Consider the following 15,067-nt stretch of genomic DNA (forward strand, 5'->3'; position numbering starts at 1 on the left):
CTACAGATTCGGTAATCTTTATATGAGGACGACCAGACATTGTAATTCTCGCCTTTACTTTTTACACAAGTCTATCACATCTTTAAAAAAATGGTATTACCTATAATATTGAAGAGGTTGAGCTTCTCGAATCTATAAAATATTGATAGCGAACTACTCTGCCGAATTCCAACTTACCGCTTTTTTCCATTCCGCTTCCGTCGGCAAGCGCATCCCAACAAAACAAGCATAGGCTTCTGCTTCATACCAGCTAACTCTACAGACAGGACGATCGTCTCCCACATCTCATCAGGCATCCCAGTATAGCAGCGGCTGCCAGCCATCTTCAGACCATCCTCAGACCATAAGAAGTTGCGCCGCAGGTCAAGATACTATCGAAAAAAGGTCGATCGACCATTCAATGCAATGAAATGTGGTGATTTGTAGCTAACAAGGACAACAAGCAATGGATTTGGTTAGCACTGAAAGTCTTGCTTTTATTGCCTCGTGCATAACTGCCTTCAGCATAACTGCCGAATCCTATAACTCCCAGCACTTATCGCTTTTCAACAGCTCTTCAAACTCAGCCATTGGCAAAGCCTGACTGAAAAAATAACCTTGAATTTCGTCGCACTCGCGATCGCACAAAAAAGCAAGTTCCGACTCATTTTCTACCCCCTCAGCAATCACAGTCATGTTCATGCCGTGTGCCATTTGAATAATCGCTATTGTAATCGCTGCATTTTGGCGATCCTCTGCAATATCGCGAATAAAACTCTTGTCAATTTTGATCGCATCAAACGGAAAGCGTTTCGGATAACTCAAAGAAGAATATCCCATTCCAAAATCATCAATTGCTATGCTAATCCCCATATCTTTCCACGCCGTAAAAGCTTGAACAGCAGTCTTTTCATCTTGCAAAATCAGACTTTCAGTCAATTCTAATTCCAGACATTTAGGATCGAGATTAGTTTCTGTCAATATTTGTCTGACTCTCTCCGTCAAATTTTTTTGCTCAAACTGGCGGGCTGACACGTTGACTGCTACCCGCAGCGGCGGCAAACCCTGTGTTTGCCAAACTTTAGTTTGCCTGCAAGCAGTCTCTAACACCCATTCCCCCAGCGGTGCAATCAAGCCCATTTCTTCAGCCATGGGAATAAATTCTCCCGGAGAAACTCTGCCCCTTTCTGGATGATTCCAGCGCACCAAAGCTTCAGCACCAATAATTTTACCTGTTTTAATTTCTATTTGCGGCTCATAGTAAACTTCAAATTCCGAGCGCTTTAAAGCATTGCGGAGAAAAGTTTCTTGAGTGAATCTCTTGATAGAACTATGCGCGACTTTTGCAGTATGAAACTGATAATTATTTCCCCCTTGTTGCTGAGAATTGTACATAGCTGTATAAGCATTTTTTAGGAGCTGGTCTCCATCGCTGGCGTCGCTTGGAGATAAAGAAATGCCGATACTTGCCGTGAGGTAAAGTTCCGAGCCTTTGACAATCATAGGTTGGGCTACAATATCTAAAATGTTTTGAGCAATCTTGGCAGCATCCTGTTTTTCCGCAACTGGTTCTAGAACAATTGCAAATTGGGCAGCTTCCAAACGAGCCACAATATTAATGTTCTTCGTGCAGTTACTAAGCCGCTCGGCAAATTTGCAAAGTACGGAGTCGCCAATTTCGTGTCCCAAGGTACTGTTAATTCGGTTAATTTTATCTAAACTGAGAGTCATAACGGGAATGAGTGCTGACCATTTTTTTTGCTTGTCTAATATCTGACTTAGCAGCTCTCGGAACAACAAACGATTTGGCAAGTTTGTCAAGCTATCGTATTGATGCCGGTGGAGAGCTAATTGAATAGTTGTGTGCAAATTTTTTTCCTCAAAGGGTTTGACAATATAGCCGAAGGGTTTGGTCGCATTAACGCGCCACAAAGTGTTTTCGTCAGCATACGCTGTCAGATAAACTACCGGAATTTGAAAGCGCGATAAAATTTCTGCTGCTGCTGTAATGCCGTCGATTTCTCCTTGCAGGTTAACATCCATCAAAACCAAATCTGGTCGGAATTGCGCTACAGATTCAATCGCTTCTTCTCCCGAATAGACCATACCAGTTATTCGATATCCTAGAGATATTAAACAGTCGGAAATGTCTTCCGCAATTATGCTCTCGTCTTCAACAATCAGAATTTTTTTGTTAAACACTAAATTCTCTCCTAAGAATGCAATTGAGGTTGGGAAAAGGTTATTTTAAAAGTCGTACCAGCAGTTTCTAACAGTTCTATTTTCCCCCGGATTTGCTTGACTAAAGACCCGACCAGTCGCAAACCCAACGTTCGGGCTTTTCGATAATCTAAGTCTTGAGGAAAACCAATTCCGCTGTCGCTCACGGTTAGCACGCAAAGTCTATTATTTCCTAAAGTAAAATCTATGTTAATTTTACCTTTGATTTGTCCTGTAAAAGCATATTTGAGAGCATTTGTCACAAGCTCGTTGATAATTAATCCGCAAGGAACGGCCGTATCAATATTAAGAGAACACGGCGCAATATTTGTTTGCAACTTAACGCCTTCTGCATGAATTTCATAAGCTTGGAATAAATTGTGGGCGAGATTTTGGATATATTCAGCAAAATCAATGTTTGACCAGTCTTTGGATTGATATAATTGTTCGTGAACCAGAGCCATCGATCTGACTCGGTTTTGACTTTCTTTTAACATTTCACTAACGCGGCTGTCTTGAATGTAGCGAGACTGAAGTTTCAGCAGGCTAGAAATAACTTGGAGGTTGTTTTTGACGCGGTGGTGAATTTCTTGGAGAAGGACTTCTTTTTCGGCGAGGGAGGCTTTGATTTGATCCTCATCCCGTTTGCGATCTGTAATGTCGCGTACTACTGCTTGGAGAAATTTTTTTCCGTTAATTTCCATTGCGTTTAACAGAACTTCTGCGGAAAATTCTGAACCGTCGAGTCGTTTGTGTACCCAGTCAAATCGACAGCTACCTACGAGCATTGCTGTGTTCATTTTCTGCGATACTAAACTGGCTGAATCTTGTCCGTTAGGCTGAAATGGCGGGGAAAATTCGCTCGGATGCTTGCCGTAAAATTCTTTTTTGTTGCTACAGCCAAATATTTTTAAAGTGGCGTGGTTGCAGTCAAAAAAATATTGTTCGTCGAGCAGCATTACTGCGTCGCTGGTGGCTTCATAAAGGCTGCGAAATTTGTGTTCTGATTCTTGCAGCGAGCAGATCAATTGGTTTTTTAGAGCTTCCGCACGCTTGCGGTCGGTAATGTCTATTCCTACAGAAACTGCTGCGGTTCCCTGAAGATATTTCTGAGCTACTATCAAATAATTTCGGACTAACCCATTAATGTGTATGTCTATTTCTTGACAGGTTTGCTGAGATGAACTCTCAAAAAATTTGCCGATCATTTCTTCAAAATTCGAGCCTTGGTCGAGAAAGTTTATTTCTTGACCGACAAAGCTTCCAGGAGACAGTTTGAACGAGGTTGCTAAGTGCTGGTTGACTCCGATATACCGCAAATCTGAACTGATCCAAGAAATTAGTCCGGGCACGGCATCCAACACGGCGCGAAGTTGGTCTGTAGCTTCTTGGAGTGCTTCTTCCGATCGCTTGCGATCGCTAATATCTATCGCCGTTCCGCACAAGCCTAAAATAGCGCCGTTTTCAGCTTGGTTGATGATGCTGTTGACGCGCAGATGCACGGGAGTACCGTCTTTGCGAATGTGTACTGTTTCGTAAGGAGAATTAGCGGTTTGTGGCTGAATTTTGGTTCTCGCTAAAAGTTGGGCAAATATTTCTCTTGGTTTATTTTTTGGGTCGTGAACTAAAAAATCGGTGAAGCGGCGGCCGATCATTTCTGGCGGTTCGTAACCGTAGATGCGTTTGGCGGCGGAATTGACAAAAGTCAAGAGGCCTTCAATATCGATCGACCAAATCAATTCTTGGGAGGTTTCTACGAGGTTGCGGTACTTTTTTTCGCTTTCAGCAAGTGCTGCATTGAAGACTGCCGTTTGCTGCTGAAGTCTGTCTTCTAATTCTTGATTTACCGTTTCCAGAGTGGCGATGGACTGCTCGCGCTCGGTAATTTGAGTAGAAACACCCACTGCCCCGACAACTTCGCCGTTTCCATCTCGCAGGGCGGCGGATCGAATTTCGTACATAAAATCTCCCTCTCGGGAATTCCAAGTGCGATCGTTTCCTGCTAGTACCTCGGCAATATTTTCTAAGATATCTGGCTGGCTGCTGTAAACTTCAAAAATCGACAGCCCGACAGTTGCATCTGGTTTGAGTCCCAAATTTTCTAATCCTTTCCCTGCTGTAAGGGTTAACTTGCCTTCTTTGTCTGTTGCCCACAGGAAAATTGAGGCACAACTGACGGCAGCGTGCAGGGTTTCATTGGCTTGTTTGAGCCGATCGATTTCTGCGTGAAGTCGCTCCTGGGTGCTGTTTAATTCTACCGTTAGTCGATCGGCTTTTTGCTGCCAAGTAGCAGCAGTGTCGCACATTTCTGGGATATTGGGGGAACGACAGATGGATTGGTTGCAGTGTGACATGGTTACTCTGGGATGCACTGTATATTTAACCCCAGCCTATCTTTTAAGCATAAACTTTTTAAGTCAAATATTACAGTTAGCTGCGATACTCATCCGAGCAATATGCGATAGTTTAAAGCTAGTTTCAAGGATTCAGGAAGTGTGGCTCGCTCAGGGTTTCTGGCGACTGTTCAGAAATTGACAATCAAGTGAATAATGACTGCCAATTGGTACTTTTACTGTAAGTATGTGTAGTATTACAAAAATAAGTTCCGCAAGTATCGGCTTGCACAAGAACTGGAATTGTAAATTTATTATATTTTTTTGCGTAGATTCACGCACCGAGGAATCGGAAATCGGTAATTTGGAAATATAGCCAGCGCCTGAATGGTTAGGAGGTGCTTAATTGTTGAAACTCATGAAATCGATTGCTTCTTCTCTCTTCCTTCTCCTTTATTCTTTCTTCCTTATTCCTTTAATTAATTCCCCAAACTTTGATATTCTTGTCTATACTGCCGCTAATAATAGTTTCACTATTGCTGCTAAAAGTAAGACAAGTAACAGAGGTTTGATGTCCGCTGAGGGTTTGAATATGTTCGCCGGTACTGGCATTCCAAAATTTGATATTACCATCAGCACTAGCACTGACAACAGTGAGTCCGTCGGGACTAAAGGCGATCGCATTTATCGAGTTAAAATGCCCGGCCAAAGTGATTGGACTATCTGGATTCGATAGCTGCCGCAGTTGAATATTTCTGTCCCAGCCGCCAGCAGCCAACGTCTGCCCGCCTGGGCTGAAAGCCAGACAATTCGCATAACCTTTAATTGTTTGGGAGCATTCTCTGCTGCGGAGGTTCCACAGCTTAATTGTACCGTCAGAACTGCTGCTAGCGAGAGTTTGTGCGATCGGGCTAAAAGCAAGACTAACAATTCCTGCTTTATGAGCTCCCCAAGTTAAAAGATTGCCAAAAGTACAGATTAACTTTCCCGTCTCTAAATTCCAAATTTTGATAGTAGTATCTGCCGAACCGCTGGCGATAACTTGACTGTCGGGACTGATGACAATTGCGCTAATTTCCGCTTCGTGTCCGAGGGAAGTATGCCGCAATTCTCCTCCCTGCCAAATTTCGATCGCACGGTGTTTCGGAGTATTTCTGCTTCTCACAAAAACTTCGCTTTCTTGGCAAAGGACAAAAGTTTCTTGAGCGCGGGGATACTTGTCAACAGTATAGAGTATTTCTCCTGTATCTACATCGCAAATTCTAATTATTTTGCCGTGCCAACTCGCCGTGCGAAATCCTCCGGGACTAATCGCAACATTTGTCCCAGTTTTGACCGTGCGGATGCAGTCAAAAAGCTTGTAAGGGACGAATTCTTTTAAAGCTTGGCTGACTAAAGGTTCTGTCCTCGGGCGCAAAATTAAATAAGCAACTCGCTGCACTTCTGGTGCGGGGTCAAGCAGCGCCTCTATTGCTAAATTTAAACCAGCGCCTCCGTATTTAGGAGCATCTTTAACAGCGGCAATCCGCGACTCGATACTAGGACTGTTGAAGCGCTGCTTGACTCCGGCAATGCCTCCCAAAACAGCGCCGGCGATCGGGATTTGACTTTGACCGCCAAGGACGGCATCATATTCTCTGGGTTGGTTAGAATTGTCGGCTATCATACGATTTTAGATTTTAGATTTTGGATTTTAGATTGAAGAATTGGATGAGTAAAAAAAGCGAACTCACGCACGGATAAATCGGGGCAATTGTTATCGGATACTCTGTTGTGATTTCCTGAACATATGAATCCGGGGGCTTGTAACCTGGCTGCTTTCGCTGACGCTCAAACCGCGTTTAATATCGCAACTTCTAACTTATTGACTGTTGCAGTTTATAGTATTATAATCAAATCAGCGTTTCACACACAAATCCGAAAGTGATATGTCACACTTCACAACGATCAAGGTTCAGATCAAGAACGGCGAACTGCTACATCAAGTGTTGGAAGAGTTGGGTTATCAAGTAGAGTGCAATGTGCAGGTACGGGGTTATCGGGGTGACAAAACTAATGCCGACTACGTGATTCGGCAATCCAACGGTTACGATTTGGGTTTTCGCCGCAGCGGAGAGGATTACGAATTGGTGGCGGATTTTTGGGGCGCTCGAATTAATCAGCAGGAATTTGTCAATTTAATTAGTCAAAAATACGCGCGCAAAAGTTTGATGGCGGCGGTGCAGTCAGAGGGTTTTCATGTTGAAGAAGAGGAAACTTTGGCAGATGGAACGGTGAGAGTTGTAGTCGGTCGATGGGTTTAAGAATCGCGCTTTATTAACTCGTTTTTATGTACTCAGGACTTACGCAAAATCGGGTTGAAAATCAGATTTATTCGTAAGTCCTAAGCTGTCGGGCATCTTGCGTTGTACTTTTCCGGCGGGGGGGACACCCCACAAGAATTTCATCAAACTTGATTGTAAAATTTAGATGCGCCTGGGCTTAGTACCAAGAATAGAATTACCATGAAATTCGATCGCCCTGAACAACAAATTCAACAAAGTTGGGAGGCTAATGCTGACGCATGGATACAGGCGATCCAATACAACACAATCGAAAGCCGCCGGATAGCAACCGATGACGCTATTCTGCAAGCAGTGCTGCGCTATAAGCCTCGCCGAGTTTTGGATGTTGGATGCGGTGAAGGTTGGCTGACGCGCGCCCTAGCAAAGCGCGGTGTTGAGGTTGTTGGAGTTGATGGTTGCGCTGCTTTGGTCGATCGAGCTTGTGAGAAAGGAGGCGGTTGCTTTCGGGCGATCGGCTACGATGAGATTATTGCCGATCCAGCGATACTCGGTCAACCATACGATGGAATCGTCTGCAATTTCTCGCTACTGGGTGAGGAAATTGGAGATTTATTGCGATCGTTACGCAAAGCAATAGTCTCAGACGGACAACTGTCGATCCAGACAGTTCATCCATTCACAGCGTGTCAGGAACAGCCCTATGTTGATGGATGGAAAACCGAGACTTTCGACAACTGCGGCGGAGCTTTTCGAGAGCCAATGCCGTGGTATTTTCGCACAGTTAGTTCGTGGTTTCAACAAGTGTCGGAATCTGGCTGGAGGGTGTGTGAATTCGAGGAGCCGACACATCCACAGACGAAGATTCCTCTTTCCCTGCTGCTGATTTGTCAGTCACCCGGCGATTGAAATCGCAAAGAGAGTCAAACGAAGTCCGAGCAGAGGGGGACTGAAGAGAAGAGAGCGGATTTGGTATAATGCGATCGTCGCGATATAATTAGAGTACACAGGTAAACGGCTATTAGCAAAAAAAGTTAATTACCCATGAACATTGCAGAGATAAAGACAGCAGTAAGATAACTTTCAAAAAATGAACTCGCAGAGTTTCTCCAATGGCTTGATGAGTTCCAAGCAGCTCTCGCCGATCGCCAGTGGATAGATGGTGTACGAGTTAAGATAGAGGCTGCTGTTGCCATGTCCGAACATACTCCACCGATTGACGGCGAAACCTTTATTGCAGGGATTTGCGATCGTTTCCGGCAAGTCCGTAAGAGTAAACAAGGCTATACTAATTGAAATGCTTGTATTATAGTTGCATTCAATTCCTGCATTTGCTGACTTCCTAACTCGCCCAATCGTCTCAGTATTAATCTCTGTTCAAGACTGACAATCCGAGTCACTCTAACTTTAGAATATACTCTTAATCCTGTGCTGGGAAATTCTGGATCTGAAGCATTTAAAGCAAATCCATCTAAACTTAGGCTAGTGACATTTTCCGAAAAAAATGAAGCACATAGTAATTTCATCTATGCTTGAACTTGCCCACAGCACTAAAGCCGACCGTAATTTTTTCTGACTCAAATCTGTAAAGGGAAATTCAGCTAAAACAATATCTCCTTTTTTTAGCTTAAATAAATTGGTTCTCCATCTTCAAGGGTGTAAATATCAGGTTCCTCGTACAGGAATTGAAATGCTCCCCCGCTTTGGGCTAACTGGGTTATTTCCACAGTAGAAGGATAGGGGATGTTACTAAATAGTTTTGCTTTTATTAGCAATTGCTCCTCTTCTGAGAGTGTTTGGATGATTTGTACTAAGGATTCAATGAGTTTTGTGTTCATAGCTGAAAAAATATGGGGATATTTTATTTTACTTCAACAAGGCAACCTTCGATGATTATAACAAAACAACTAAGAGCGTGAAGCGAAGCTATCCCGCAGGGAATCCCCCGAGCCAGTAAAATTCGGATATAGCACAGATTTACTCCTCCAATTCAAGCTGTTTAACCTGCTCTAAAGGTATATCTAGCGCTTCTGCAATTTGCTCGTCGCTCAAGCCCAACTGCCGTAATTTATCTATTGTTTCAATCTTAGTTTTATTTTTGCTTTCCTCCTGCAAGTCGGGAGTTTCCGGCTGACTTTGATCTGGGGTAGGAGTAGAGGGAGTAGGGCAATTGTTAATATAGCTAATACCAATAAATTTTTGATTATTTTTATTAACCAAAGTTATTATATTCTGATTTATATGTCGTTCTAGGACGGATTCAAGATTACTTTTTTTAACTTGTTCACCAAACACCTCAGATAACATTTACAAAAGTTCGTGACTAACCTTTTTAACGTGCTGGGAGCTATAACCCTAAGTTTCTGCAACGTCAGCATATCTTTGACGCTTCAGTATTCCCGCAAGAATCCCCCGCTGCAAGTTATTTAGATGTTTGCCTGTCTTGGCGCAAACAGCTTTATCGACAAATTGCAATATCTCAGGACTGTCCATAGGTGGGATGGTGAGATAGGATGGTTACTATACCAAACTTTTTCCAGCTTTTTCCAACTTTTTGGGCTTGACAGGTGGTGAGCAAGCTATTATATGTATTTATAGATAAAAATACATATAGCGGTTCTCACAAAGATGGAGTAAGCCTAAACCCAGTGTACTCAAGCTTTTTAAGTTGAAACCTCTACCTCATCTATCTAATAACTGCTATATACATATGACCCATAAATACCAAGAGAAAATCGAAGTGTCTAATTTGCAAATATTTCATCTGCCCGAATCTATCACTGGAATACAATCCGATATTGACATAGCTCGCCAGATGATTCAGGCATGGAGAAGGGACGGTATCTTTCACGTGGCCGTGAACAAAATACAGGAGCGAAAGAGCGAGAGAACTTTTGCCGCGAGCAGGCGGTTCTTTGGTATGCCTCTGGAGTCGAAATCCCAATTCATTAGCGATCTTACCTACAGTGGGTATATTGCTTCGGGCGAGGAAGTCACCGCTGGGGAGTCCGATTATTCCGAGATATTTACTGTTTGCAAAGATGTTCCACTAAATGATAGGCGTGTACAAGCGCAATGGCCTTGTCATGGTCCGGCGCCTTGGCCTGATGAGGACTACCAACAAAGCATGAAAGCATACATGGACGAGCTAGGCTCAATCGGCGAGAAATTGCTGAAACTGACGGCCCTGGGCTTGGAACTGGATGACATTAACGCTTTGACGGAATTGACCAAGGATGGTTGGCATCATATGCGCGTATTGCGATTCCCGGCGTTATCTCAAAAATCAACGAGAGGAATCGGTGCACATACTGATTACGGCCTATTGGTGATCGCGGCCCAGGATGATGTGGGTGGCCTCTATATACGTCCACCAGTTGAGGGGGAAAAGAGAAACAGAAATTGGCTGCCGACTGAAAGTATGGGGGGTATGTATGAAAATGAGGAACCCTGGATATTGGTGAAGCCTGTGCCAAGCGTACTAACGGTATTTCCTGGCGATATTCTGCAATTCCTCACCAATGGCTACCTCCTCTCAACACCACATAAAGTCAGGCTGAATACGAGGGAGCGATTTGCTATAGCCTACTTCCACGAGCCGAATTTCGAGGCTTGTGTCCGCCCTCTTTTCGCTCCCTCAAGCGATGAGCATATCCACTACGGCTCGCACTTTACAAATATGTTTATGAGGTGTTATCCAGACCGAATCACCACACGCCGGATTATTGACGAAAACCGCTTGTCAATTTTAGGTGTTTTGAAAAATGAGGGTCTTCGTCGTTTGACGACAGCGAAAAAAGCCATCGAATTGCAGAGATAAGAAGCAAAGTTTTTCGGTAGCAGGGATAACGATGCTTTCACCATAGCGATCGTCTTTATCCATGTATCCAGCTTCAAAATCAGTGCGCGATCGCCTAGTGAGGTATAATTGCAGTAGTTCCCTTGGGCAAATTGGATTCAGCAATATCTTCTTTTAAACTCACTTCCGAAAATATTTAAAATTGCATAATTCACGCTACTTGAAGATTAACTCCATCGGCTTGCCTCTAGAGTTTCCTGTGAAAATATCCTACGCATCAAGATTGTTTCTCCCGCCAAATCGCCTCTCTCTCGGCTTCTAAACCAGTCAATAAATCAGTCAAACCCACATTTTCATTTTCCATAATCGTTGCAATCCGATCGATTAATTGGGGAGCTTGAGGTTATTTGGGAGCAATCACAATCAGATTACCTATTGGGAGTAATACCAGCATATTTCCCTGATTAACATTGAGAGAATCTTGTAAAAACTGGGGAATAGTAATTTCCCCTCCCTGTCCCAGAACAATGGGAAATTATTGAATCTCTACATCCGTTTCTTGTGAAGTTATTGTCAGGACTTTAACCTCAGCCTTTAGTGTTAAGTTTTTAAGATTGTTTATTATAGCAAGGTTTGGGCATTGTACGTTTTGCCCGATCGCCCTTACCAGACAAAAGTGCGATCGCCCGCAACTACCAAATCGTTTCAACGTAAGGAATATCATACGGCCGCGCGATCGCATCATCCAGGCGATCGCGTCGCAATTGCTCGATCGCCTGGATGATGTAACTATCAGTCAAACAACGGGACTCAGTATTGAGGATGTGCGGAATTTGCGATCGCAATGAGATTTCTTTGCCAACAATAATCACAACTGCAAAGCCCCAGACACCTTAGCATTTTTAACACTTGAAATCCTAATCAAAGACCCTGATTTTACAGCAATCTTAGGTTTCCATTCATAAACCCCATCGCTAGTCGCGCGGTTGGCTATGCTTTCAACCAACTTATTCTCTTGATACAGCTCAATCTTGACCTCATCCTGAATATTGTCTCTCCACAAAATTAAATAAGGTTTATTTGCTTCCACCTGCACTTGAACTGCTGGTTTAGCCACCAATATTTTTGGTGAAGCTGTCTGAGATTTTCTATTCCTAAATCCTAAATAGTGCGGCAGTTCCCGAGTGGCAATATTATTTGATTGAGGCAACATAATCTCGCCGATTTTAGGATTGAATAGATAAGTAGAGAGTCCGCCGTCTATCGTCACGATATCTCCTTTCACTCCAAATTCTCGCATTAACTTAGCTGCTGCGTCTAATGTCGCTTCATTAACTGTGATAATTGCCAGCAATTCATTACCCTTGCGACCATCTTTGTCCAGCGTACCGATGACGTGATACCTATTTGCCGGATTTTTAGATATGAGTTTAGCTGGATGGTGCTTGTATTCGTAAGTGACAACTGCATTTTGTACTTCTTTTTGATTCAATGGCTTTCCGGTTTGCGGTTCGTAATTTGTGATATATGCTTCTCGATCGTTCCAGACCAAAGCTTTCAATCGAACATTTTTATACTGCCCATCTTTGGGCTTCTTGACGGGGCCGTAGATGCCGTTACCGCCAGTAATAACTTGACCGTTGAATTTGATAGGAAAAGATAGCTGCGTGCTGCCTTCGTATTGTTCAAAAAAAGAACAGTTAATCACGGAAAAAACACCATTACCGTAAAGCTTTTTGTATTCTCCTGTAACTTCAGAGAATAACTTGCTCTTAAAGAAAGGACTGTAATATTTGTTTTCTCCCTGATAATACAATCCTTTATTGAAAGCCATCCGATCCACCTCTCCAATTAGCTGGTCTATTTGCATTTTTTCGACGTTAATAACTTGCAAATAAGCCAGATTTCCGTTGGGTAGTTCTTTTTTGTACAACTCTGCACCATCTCTGGTATCCACAGGTTGAAAATAACTGACTGGGCTGGAAAGTTGTTCGATCGCAAAATGTGCAACTGCTGCCACAACAGCAACAGCAAAAATCATCAAAAAAAACGGCAATATTTTTTTGATCCTATTCATAAATATTAATTTGTTTCAAGACCACAAACCAAACTATCTTAAAAATAGCTTATACGCCGGATTTTTACTCTCATCCCCATACTGATAGCCCAGCGTATCCAAAAAAGCCTGCCATTCCTGCATCTCATTGGGCGGTACTTGAATTCCCACCACAATTCGCCCGTAATCTGCGCCGTTATTTCGATAGTGAAAAACGCTGATATTCCAGTTAGGGCTCATCGAACCCACAAACTTCATCAACGCACCCGGACGTTCGGGAAATTCAAAGCGATAAAACAATTCATGATCGGCCAGCATCGAACGCCCGCCCACCATATGCCGCACGTGCAATTTCGTTAATTCATCATCAGTTAAATCCAAAGTCTTGAAGCCACAATCTTCAAAACTTGCGGCTATATTCACCGCATCGGCACGGTTTTGAATTTGTACACCGATAAAAATATGTGCTTCTTTCTCATCCGCAATTCGATAGCTAAATTCAGTTAAATTGCGTTTGCCCAGACATTCGCAAAACCTGCGGAGACTTCCCGGTTGTTCGGGAATTGTGACTGCAAAAATGGCTTCGCGGCGTTCGCCAAACTCGGCTCTTTCTGCTACAAAACGCAGCCGATCGAAATTCATGTTCGCGCCGCAAGCAACAGCAATTAATGTTTGTCCTGCGATTTGTTCCCGTTCCACGTAAGCTTTCGCACCTGCGATCGCCAAAGCGCCAGCAGGTTCTAAGATCGATCGCGTATCTTCAAAAACATCCTTAATCGCCGCGCAAACATCATCCGTATGCACCAAAATAATCTCATCCACATACTCCTGACACAGCCGAAAAGTTTCCTCCCCCACTTCCCGCACAGCAACGCCGTCAGCAAATAAACCAACCTGCGACAAACGCACCCGTTTACCCGCTTTCAGCGATTGATTCATTGCATCGGAATCGATGGGTTCGACGCCAATAATCTTAATTTCCGGCCGCAACCGCTTGACATAAGCCCCAATTCCCGAAATCAATCCGCCGCCGCCAATAGCCACAAAAATCGCGTGAATTGGTTTTTGATGTTGCCGCAGAATTTCCATGCCGATCGTACCCTGTCCCGCAATTACGTGCGGGTCATCAAAAGGGTGAATAAAAGTTAAACCTTTTTCCGCCTCTAATTGGCGCGCAAAGGCGTAGGCATCGTCGTAGGTATCCCCATGCAAAACTACCTCTCCGCCCCGGGATATCACCGCATTTACCTTCACCTGCGGCGTCGTTACGGGCATGACTATAATCGCGCGAGTTCCCAGGTGGCGGGCGGCGAGGGCGACTCCTTGAGCGTGGTTACCGGCGGAAGCTGCAATCACACCTTGTGCTAGCAAATCCGGCGACAGTTGCGCCATTTTGTTGTACGCACCCCGCAGCTTGAAGGAAAACACCGACTGCATATCCTCTCGCTTCAGCAAAAGTTTATTGTTGAGCCGTGCTGATAGATTCGGGGCTACTTCTAGGGCTGTTTCTTGAGCAACATCGTAGACGCGGGCGGTGAGGATTTGTACCAGGTAATCGCAAAGCATAAATTGACAGTTGATAGTTGATAGTTGACAACAAACAGTTGACAATTGATAGTTGACAGTTGACCGTTAGCCAACCCGTCCTAGAAATGTTTGCAATTGTCAACGGAAAAGATAATTGTACTGTATTTGGGCGATTCCCTACGGGATAGCTTCGCTTCACGCACTTTGAGAATAATTTTACCTTGAAACTATACTTCAGCAGCTATACTATTAAGTACACTTGAGATTGAACCGTGCAGTAGAGGAGACTTATGGTAGACAAAACTGCTTTACTCGATCGAATTACTCAAACTCCGGGTAAATGTGGAGGCCGTCCCTGTATCCGAGGCATGAGAATTCGAGTTAGCGATATTCTAGAAACTCTAGCAGATAATGTTCCTGCTAGTGAAATTCTGGCAGATTTTCCCGATTTAGAACCTGAAGATATTCAAGCTTGCTTGCTGTTTGCTGCACTCCGAATTGACTTTCCGAGGATTGCTGTATGATTTTCTGGCTAAATGCTCAACTTCCTCTTAGTCTCGCAGAGTGGTTGAGTATTACATTTGGTGTGAGTGCAGTAACTCTACAAGATATTGGGTTGTCAGACGCTCAGGATATTGAGATATTTAATGCAGCTCGCGCTAACGGTTATGGCACTGTTGTTATCACGAAAGATAGAGATTTTATCGATTTAGTAATTCGTTTAGGAAGCCCGCCACAAATTCTGTGGTTAACGTGTGGGAATATTACCAATAGAGACTTGCAACGCATTTTTACCCGCGCTTTTCCTGAAGCTTTGGAGTTGCTGCAAAATGGTAAAAATATTGTTGAAATCGGTAGAGCTTAACAAGAT

Annotated in this window: 16 protein-coding genes; 6 read left to right on the top strand and 10 right to left on the bottom strand. The window is 43.6% G+C overall.

The window, feature by feature from the left end; genetic code table 11:
* Positions 1 to 153 precede the first annotated feature (153 nt).
* From E5S67_RS13125 to E5S67_RS13140, 4 genes are all read right to left on the bottom strand, one after another.
* Positions 154 to 282, bottom strand: coding sequence for an SUMF1/EgtB/PvdO family nonheme iron enzyme (locus tag E5S67_RS13125; protein WP_422614745.1), 129 nt, complete (start codon positions 280 to 282; stop codon positions 154 to 156).
* Between the two features lie 237 nt (positions 283 to 519).
* Positions 520 to 2,181: an EAL domain-containing protein gene (locus tag E5S67_RS13130; RefSeq protein WP_172187832.1), complete on the bottom strand. Its 1,662-nt coding sequence runs from the start codon at positions 2,179 to 2,181 to the stop codon at positions 520 to 522.
* An 11-nt stretch (positions 2,182 to 2,192) separates the two neighbouring features.
* On the bottom strand, positions 2,193 to 4,553 hold the full coding sequence (locus E5S67_RS13135; RefSeq protein ID WP_172187834.1) for a PAS domain-containing sensor histidine kinase: 2,361 nt from the start codon (positions 4,551 to 4,553) through the stop codon (positions 2,193 to 2,195).
* Positions 4,554 to 5,007: 454 nt separating this feature from the next.
* The gene (locus E5S67_RS13140; protein WP_172187836.1) at positions 5,008 to 6,198 is read right to left on the bottom strand and encodes a WD40 repeat domain-containing protein; all 1,191 of its coding nucleotides are present in this window, start codon (positions 6,196 to 6,198) and stop codon (positions 5,008 to 5,010) included.
* Positions 6,199 to 6,460: 262 nt separating this feature from the next.
* Here E5S67_RS13140 and E5S67_RS13145 point away from each other — a divergent pair, with 262 nt between their 5' ends.
* Both E5S67_RS13145 and E5S67_RS13150 read left to right on the top strand, forming a co-directional pair.
* Positions 6,461 to 6,835 (top strand): DUF1257 domain-containing protein, encoded by a 375-nt coding sequence (locus tag E5S67_RS13145; RefSeq protein ID WP_172187839.1) that lies wholly within the window; start codon positions 6,461 to 6,463, stop codon positions 6,833 to 6,835.
* Between the two features lie 201 nt (positions 6,836 to 7,036).
* The gene (locus E5S67_RS13150) at positions 7,037 to 7,723 is read left to right on the top strand and encodes a class I SAM-dependent DNA methyltransferase (protein WP_172187841.1); all 687 of its coding nucleotides are present in this window, start codon (positions 7,037 to 7,039) and stop codon (positions 7,721 to 7,723) included.
* Between the two features lie 174 nt (positions 7,724 to 7,897).
* Here E5S67_RS13150 and E5S67_RS13155 read toward each other — a convergent pair whose 3' ends face one another.
* The 4 genes from E5S67_RS13155 to E5S67_RS33350 all read right to left on the bottom strand — a co-directional run bounded on the left by E5S67_RS13155 (position 7,898) and on the right by E5S67_RS33350 (position 9,307).
* Positions 7,898 to 8,095, bottom strand: a complete 198-nt coding sequence (locus E5S67_RS13155; protein WP_172187843.1) for a hypothetical protein — start codon at positions 8,093 to 8,095, stop codon at positions 7,898 to 7,900.
* Between the two features lie 341 nt (positions 8,096 to 8,436).
* Positions 8,437 to 8,652 carry a hypothetical protein gene (locus tag E5S67_RS13160; RefSeq protein WP_172187846.1) on the bottom strand — a complete coding sequence of 72 codons (216 nt, stop codon included), beginning with the start codon at positions 8,650 to 8,652 and terminating at the stop codon, positions 8,437 to 8,439.
* A gap of 139 nt (positions 8,653 to 8,791) precedes the next feature.
* Positions 8,792 to 9,121, bottom strand: coding sequence for a hypothetical protein (locus tag E5S67_RS33345; protein WP_246276767.1), 330 nt, complete (start codon positions 9,119 to 9,121; stop codon positions 8,792 to 8,794).
* A 48-nt stretch (positions 9,122 to 9,169) separates the two neighbouring features.
* Positions 9,170 to 9,307: a helix-turn-helix domain-containing protein gene (locus tag E5S67_RS33350; protein ID WP_246276768.1), complete on the bottom strand. Its 138-nt coding sequence runs from the start codon at positions 9,305 to 9,307 to the stop codon at positions 9,170 to 9,172.
* A gap of 217 nt (positions 9,308 to 9,524) precedes the next feature.
* Between E5S67_RS33350 and E5S67_RS13170 the strand changes: the two genes are divergently transcribed.
* Positions 9,525 to 10,634: a 2-oxoglutarate and iron-dependent oxygenase domain-containing protein gene (locus tag E5S67_RS13170; RefSeq protein ID WP_216670419.1), complete on the top strand. Its 1,110-nt coding sequence runs from the start codon at positions 9,525 to 9,527 to the stop codon at positions 10,632 to 10,634.
* 593 nt (positions 10,635 to 11,227) lie between these two features.
* Positions 11,228 to 11,461, top strand: coding sequence for a hypothetical protein (locus E5S67_RS33355; protein WP_246276769.1), 234 nt, complete (start codon positions 11,228 to 11,230; stop codon positions 11,459 to 11,461).
* A 20-nt stretch (positions 11,462 to 11,481) separates the two neighbouring features.
* Here E5S67_RS33355 and E5S67_RS13180 read toward each other — a convergent pair whose 3' ends face one another.
* Both E5S67_RS13180 and ilvA read right to left on the bottom strand, forming a co-directional pair.
* The gene (locus E5S67_RS13180) at positions 11,482 to 12,690 is read right to left on the bottom strand and encodes a hypothetical protein (protein ID WP_172187848.1); all 1,209 of its coding nucleotides are present in this window, start codon (positions 12,688 to 12,690) and stop codon (positions 11,482 to 11,484) included.
* Positions 12,691 to 12,723: 33 nt separating this feature from the next.
* Positions 12,724 to 14,235, bottom strand: a complete 1,512-nt coding sequence (gene ilvA / locus E5S67_RS13185) for a threonine ammonia-lyase, biosynthetic (protein WP_172187850.1) — start codon at positions 14,233 to 14,235, stop codon at positions 12,724 to 12,726.
* Between the two features lie 251 nt (positions 14,236 to 14,486).
* On the opposite strand from ilvA, the gene E5S67_RS13190 reads away from it, so the two are divergent.
* Entirely contained in the window at positions 14,487 to 14,720 is a 234-nt protein-coding gene (locus E5S67_RS13190) for a DUF433 domain-containing protein (RefSeq protein ID WP_172187852.1), read from the top strand.
* Positions 14,717 to 15,061: a DUF5615 family PIN-like protein gene (locus tag E5S67_RS13195; RefSeq protein WP_172187854.1), complete on the top strand. Its 345-nt coding sequence runs from the start codon at positions 14,717 to 14,719 to the stop codon at positions 15,059 to 15,061. Before E5S67_RS13190 ends, E5S67_RS13195 begins: the two co-directional genes overlap by 4 nt.
* The last annotated feature ends 6 nt before the right edge of the window (positions 15,062 to 15,067 follow it).

This window comes from Microcoleus asticus IPMA8, from assembly GCF_013179805.1.
GTDB classification, from domain to species: domain Bacteria; phylum Cyanobacteriota; class Cyanobacteriia; order Cyanobacteriales; family Microcoleaceae; genus Microcoleus; species Microcoleus asticus.

Excerpts from the sequence above, each read along its gene's own strand:
- E5S67_RS13135 (WP_172187834.1), bottom strand. The coding sequence starts at position 4,553 with ATGTCACACTGCAACCAATCCATCTGTCGTTCCCCCAATATCCCAGAA.
- E5S67_RS13145 (WP_172187839.1), top strand. The coding sequence starts at position 6,461 with ATGTCACACTTCACAACGATCAAGGTTCAGATCAAGAACGGCGAACTG.
- E5S67_RS13160 (WP_172187846.1), bottom strand. The coding sequence starts at position 8,652 with ATGAACACAAAACTCATTGAATCCTTAGTACAAATCATCCAAACACTC.
- E5S67_RS13170 (WP_216670419.1), top strand. The coding sequence starts at position 9,525 with ATGACCCATAAATACCAAGAGAAAATCGAAGTGTCTAATTTGCAAATA.
- ilvA (WP_172187850.1), bottom strand. The coding sequence starts at position 14,235 with ATGCTTTGCGATTACCTGGTACAAATCCTCACCGCCCGCGTCTACGAT.
- E5S67_RS13140 (WP_172187836.1), bottom strand. The coding sequence starts at position 6,198 with ATGATAGCCGACAATTCTAACCAACCCAGAGAATATGATGCCGTCCTT.
- E5S67_RS33350 (WP_246276768.1), bottom strand. The coding sequence starts at position 9,307 with ATGGACAGTCCTGAGATATTGCAATTTGTCGATAAAGCTGTTTGCGCC.
- E5S67_RS13150 (WP_172187841.1), top strand. The coding sequence starts at position 7,037 with ATGAAATTCGATCGCCCTGAACAACAAATTCAACAAAGTTGGGAGGCT.
- E5S67_RS13180 (WP_172187848.1), bottom strand. The coding sequence starts at position 12,690 with ATGAATAGGATCAAAAAAATATTGCCGTTTTTTTTGATGATTTTTGCT.
- E5S67_RS13190 (WP_172187852.1), top strand. The coding sequence starts at position 14,487 with ATGGTAGACAAAACTGCTTTACTCGATCGAATTACTCAAACTCCGGGT.
- E5S67_RS13195 (WP_172187854.1), top strand. The coding sequence starts at position 14,717 with ATGATTTTCTGGCTAAATGCTCAACTTCCTCTTAGTCTCGCAGAGTGG.
- E5S67_RS33345 (WP_246276767.1), bottom strand. The coding sequence starts at position 9,121 with ATGTTATCTGAGGTGTTTGGTGAACAAGTTAAAAAAAGTAATCTTGAA.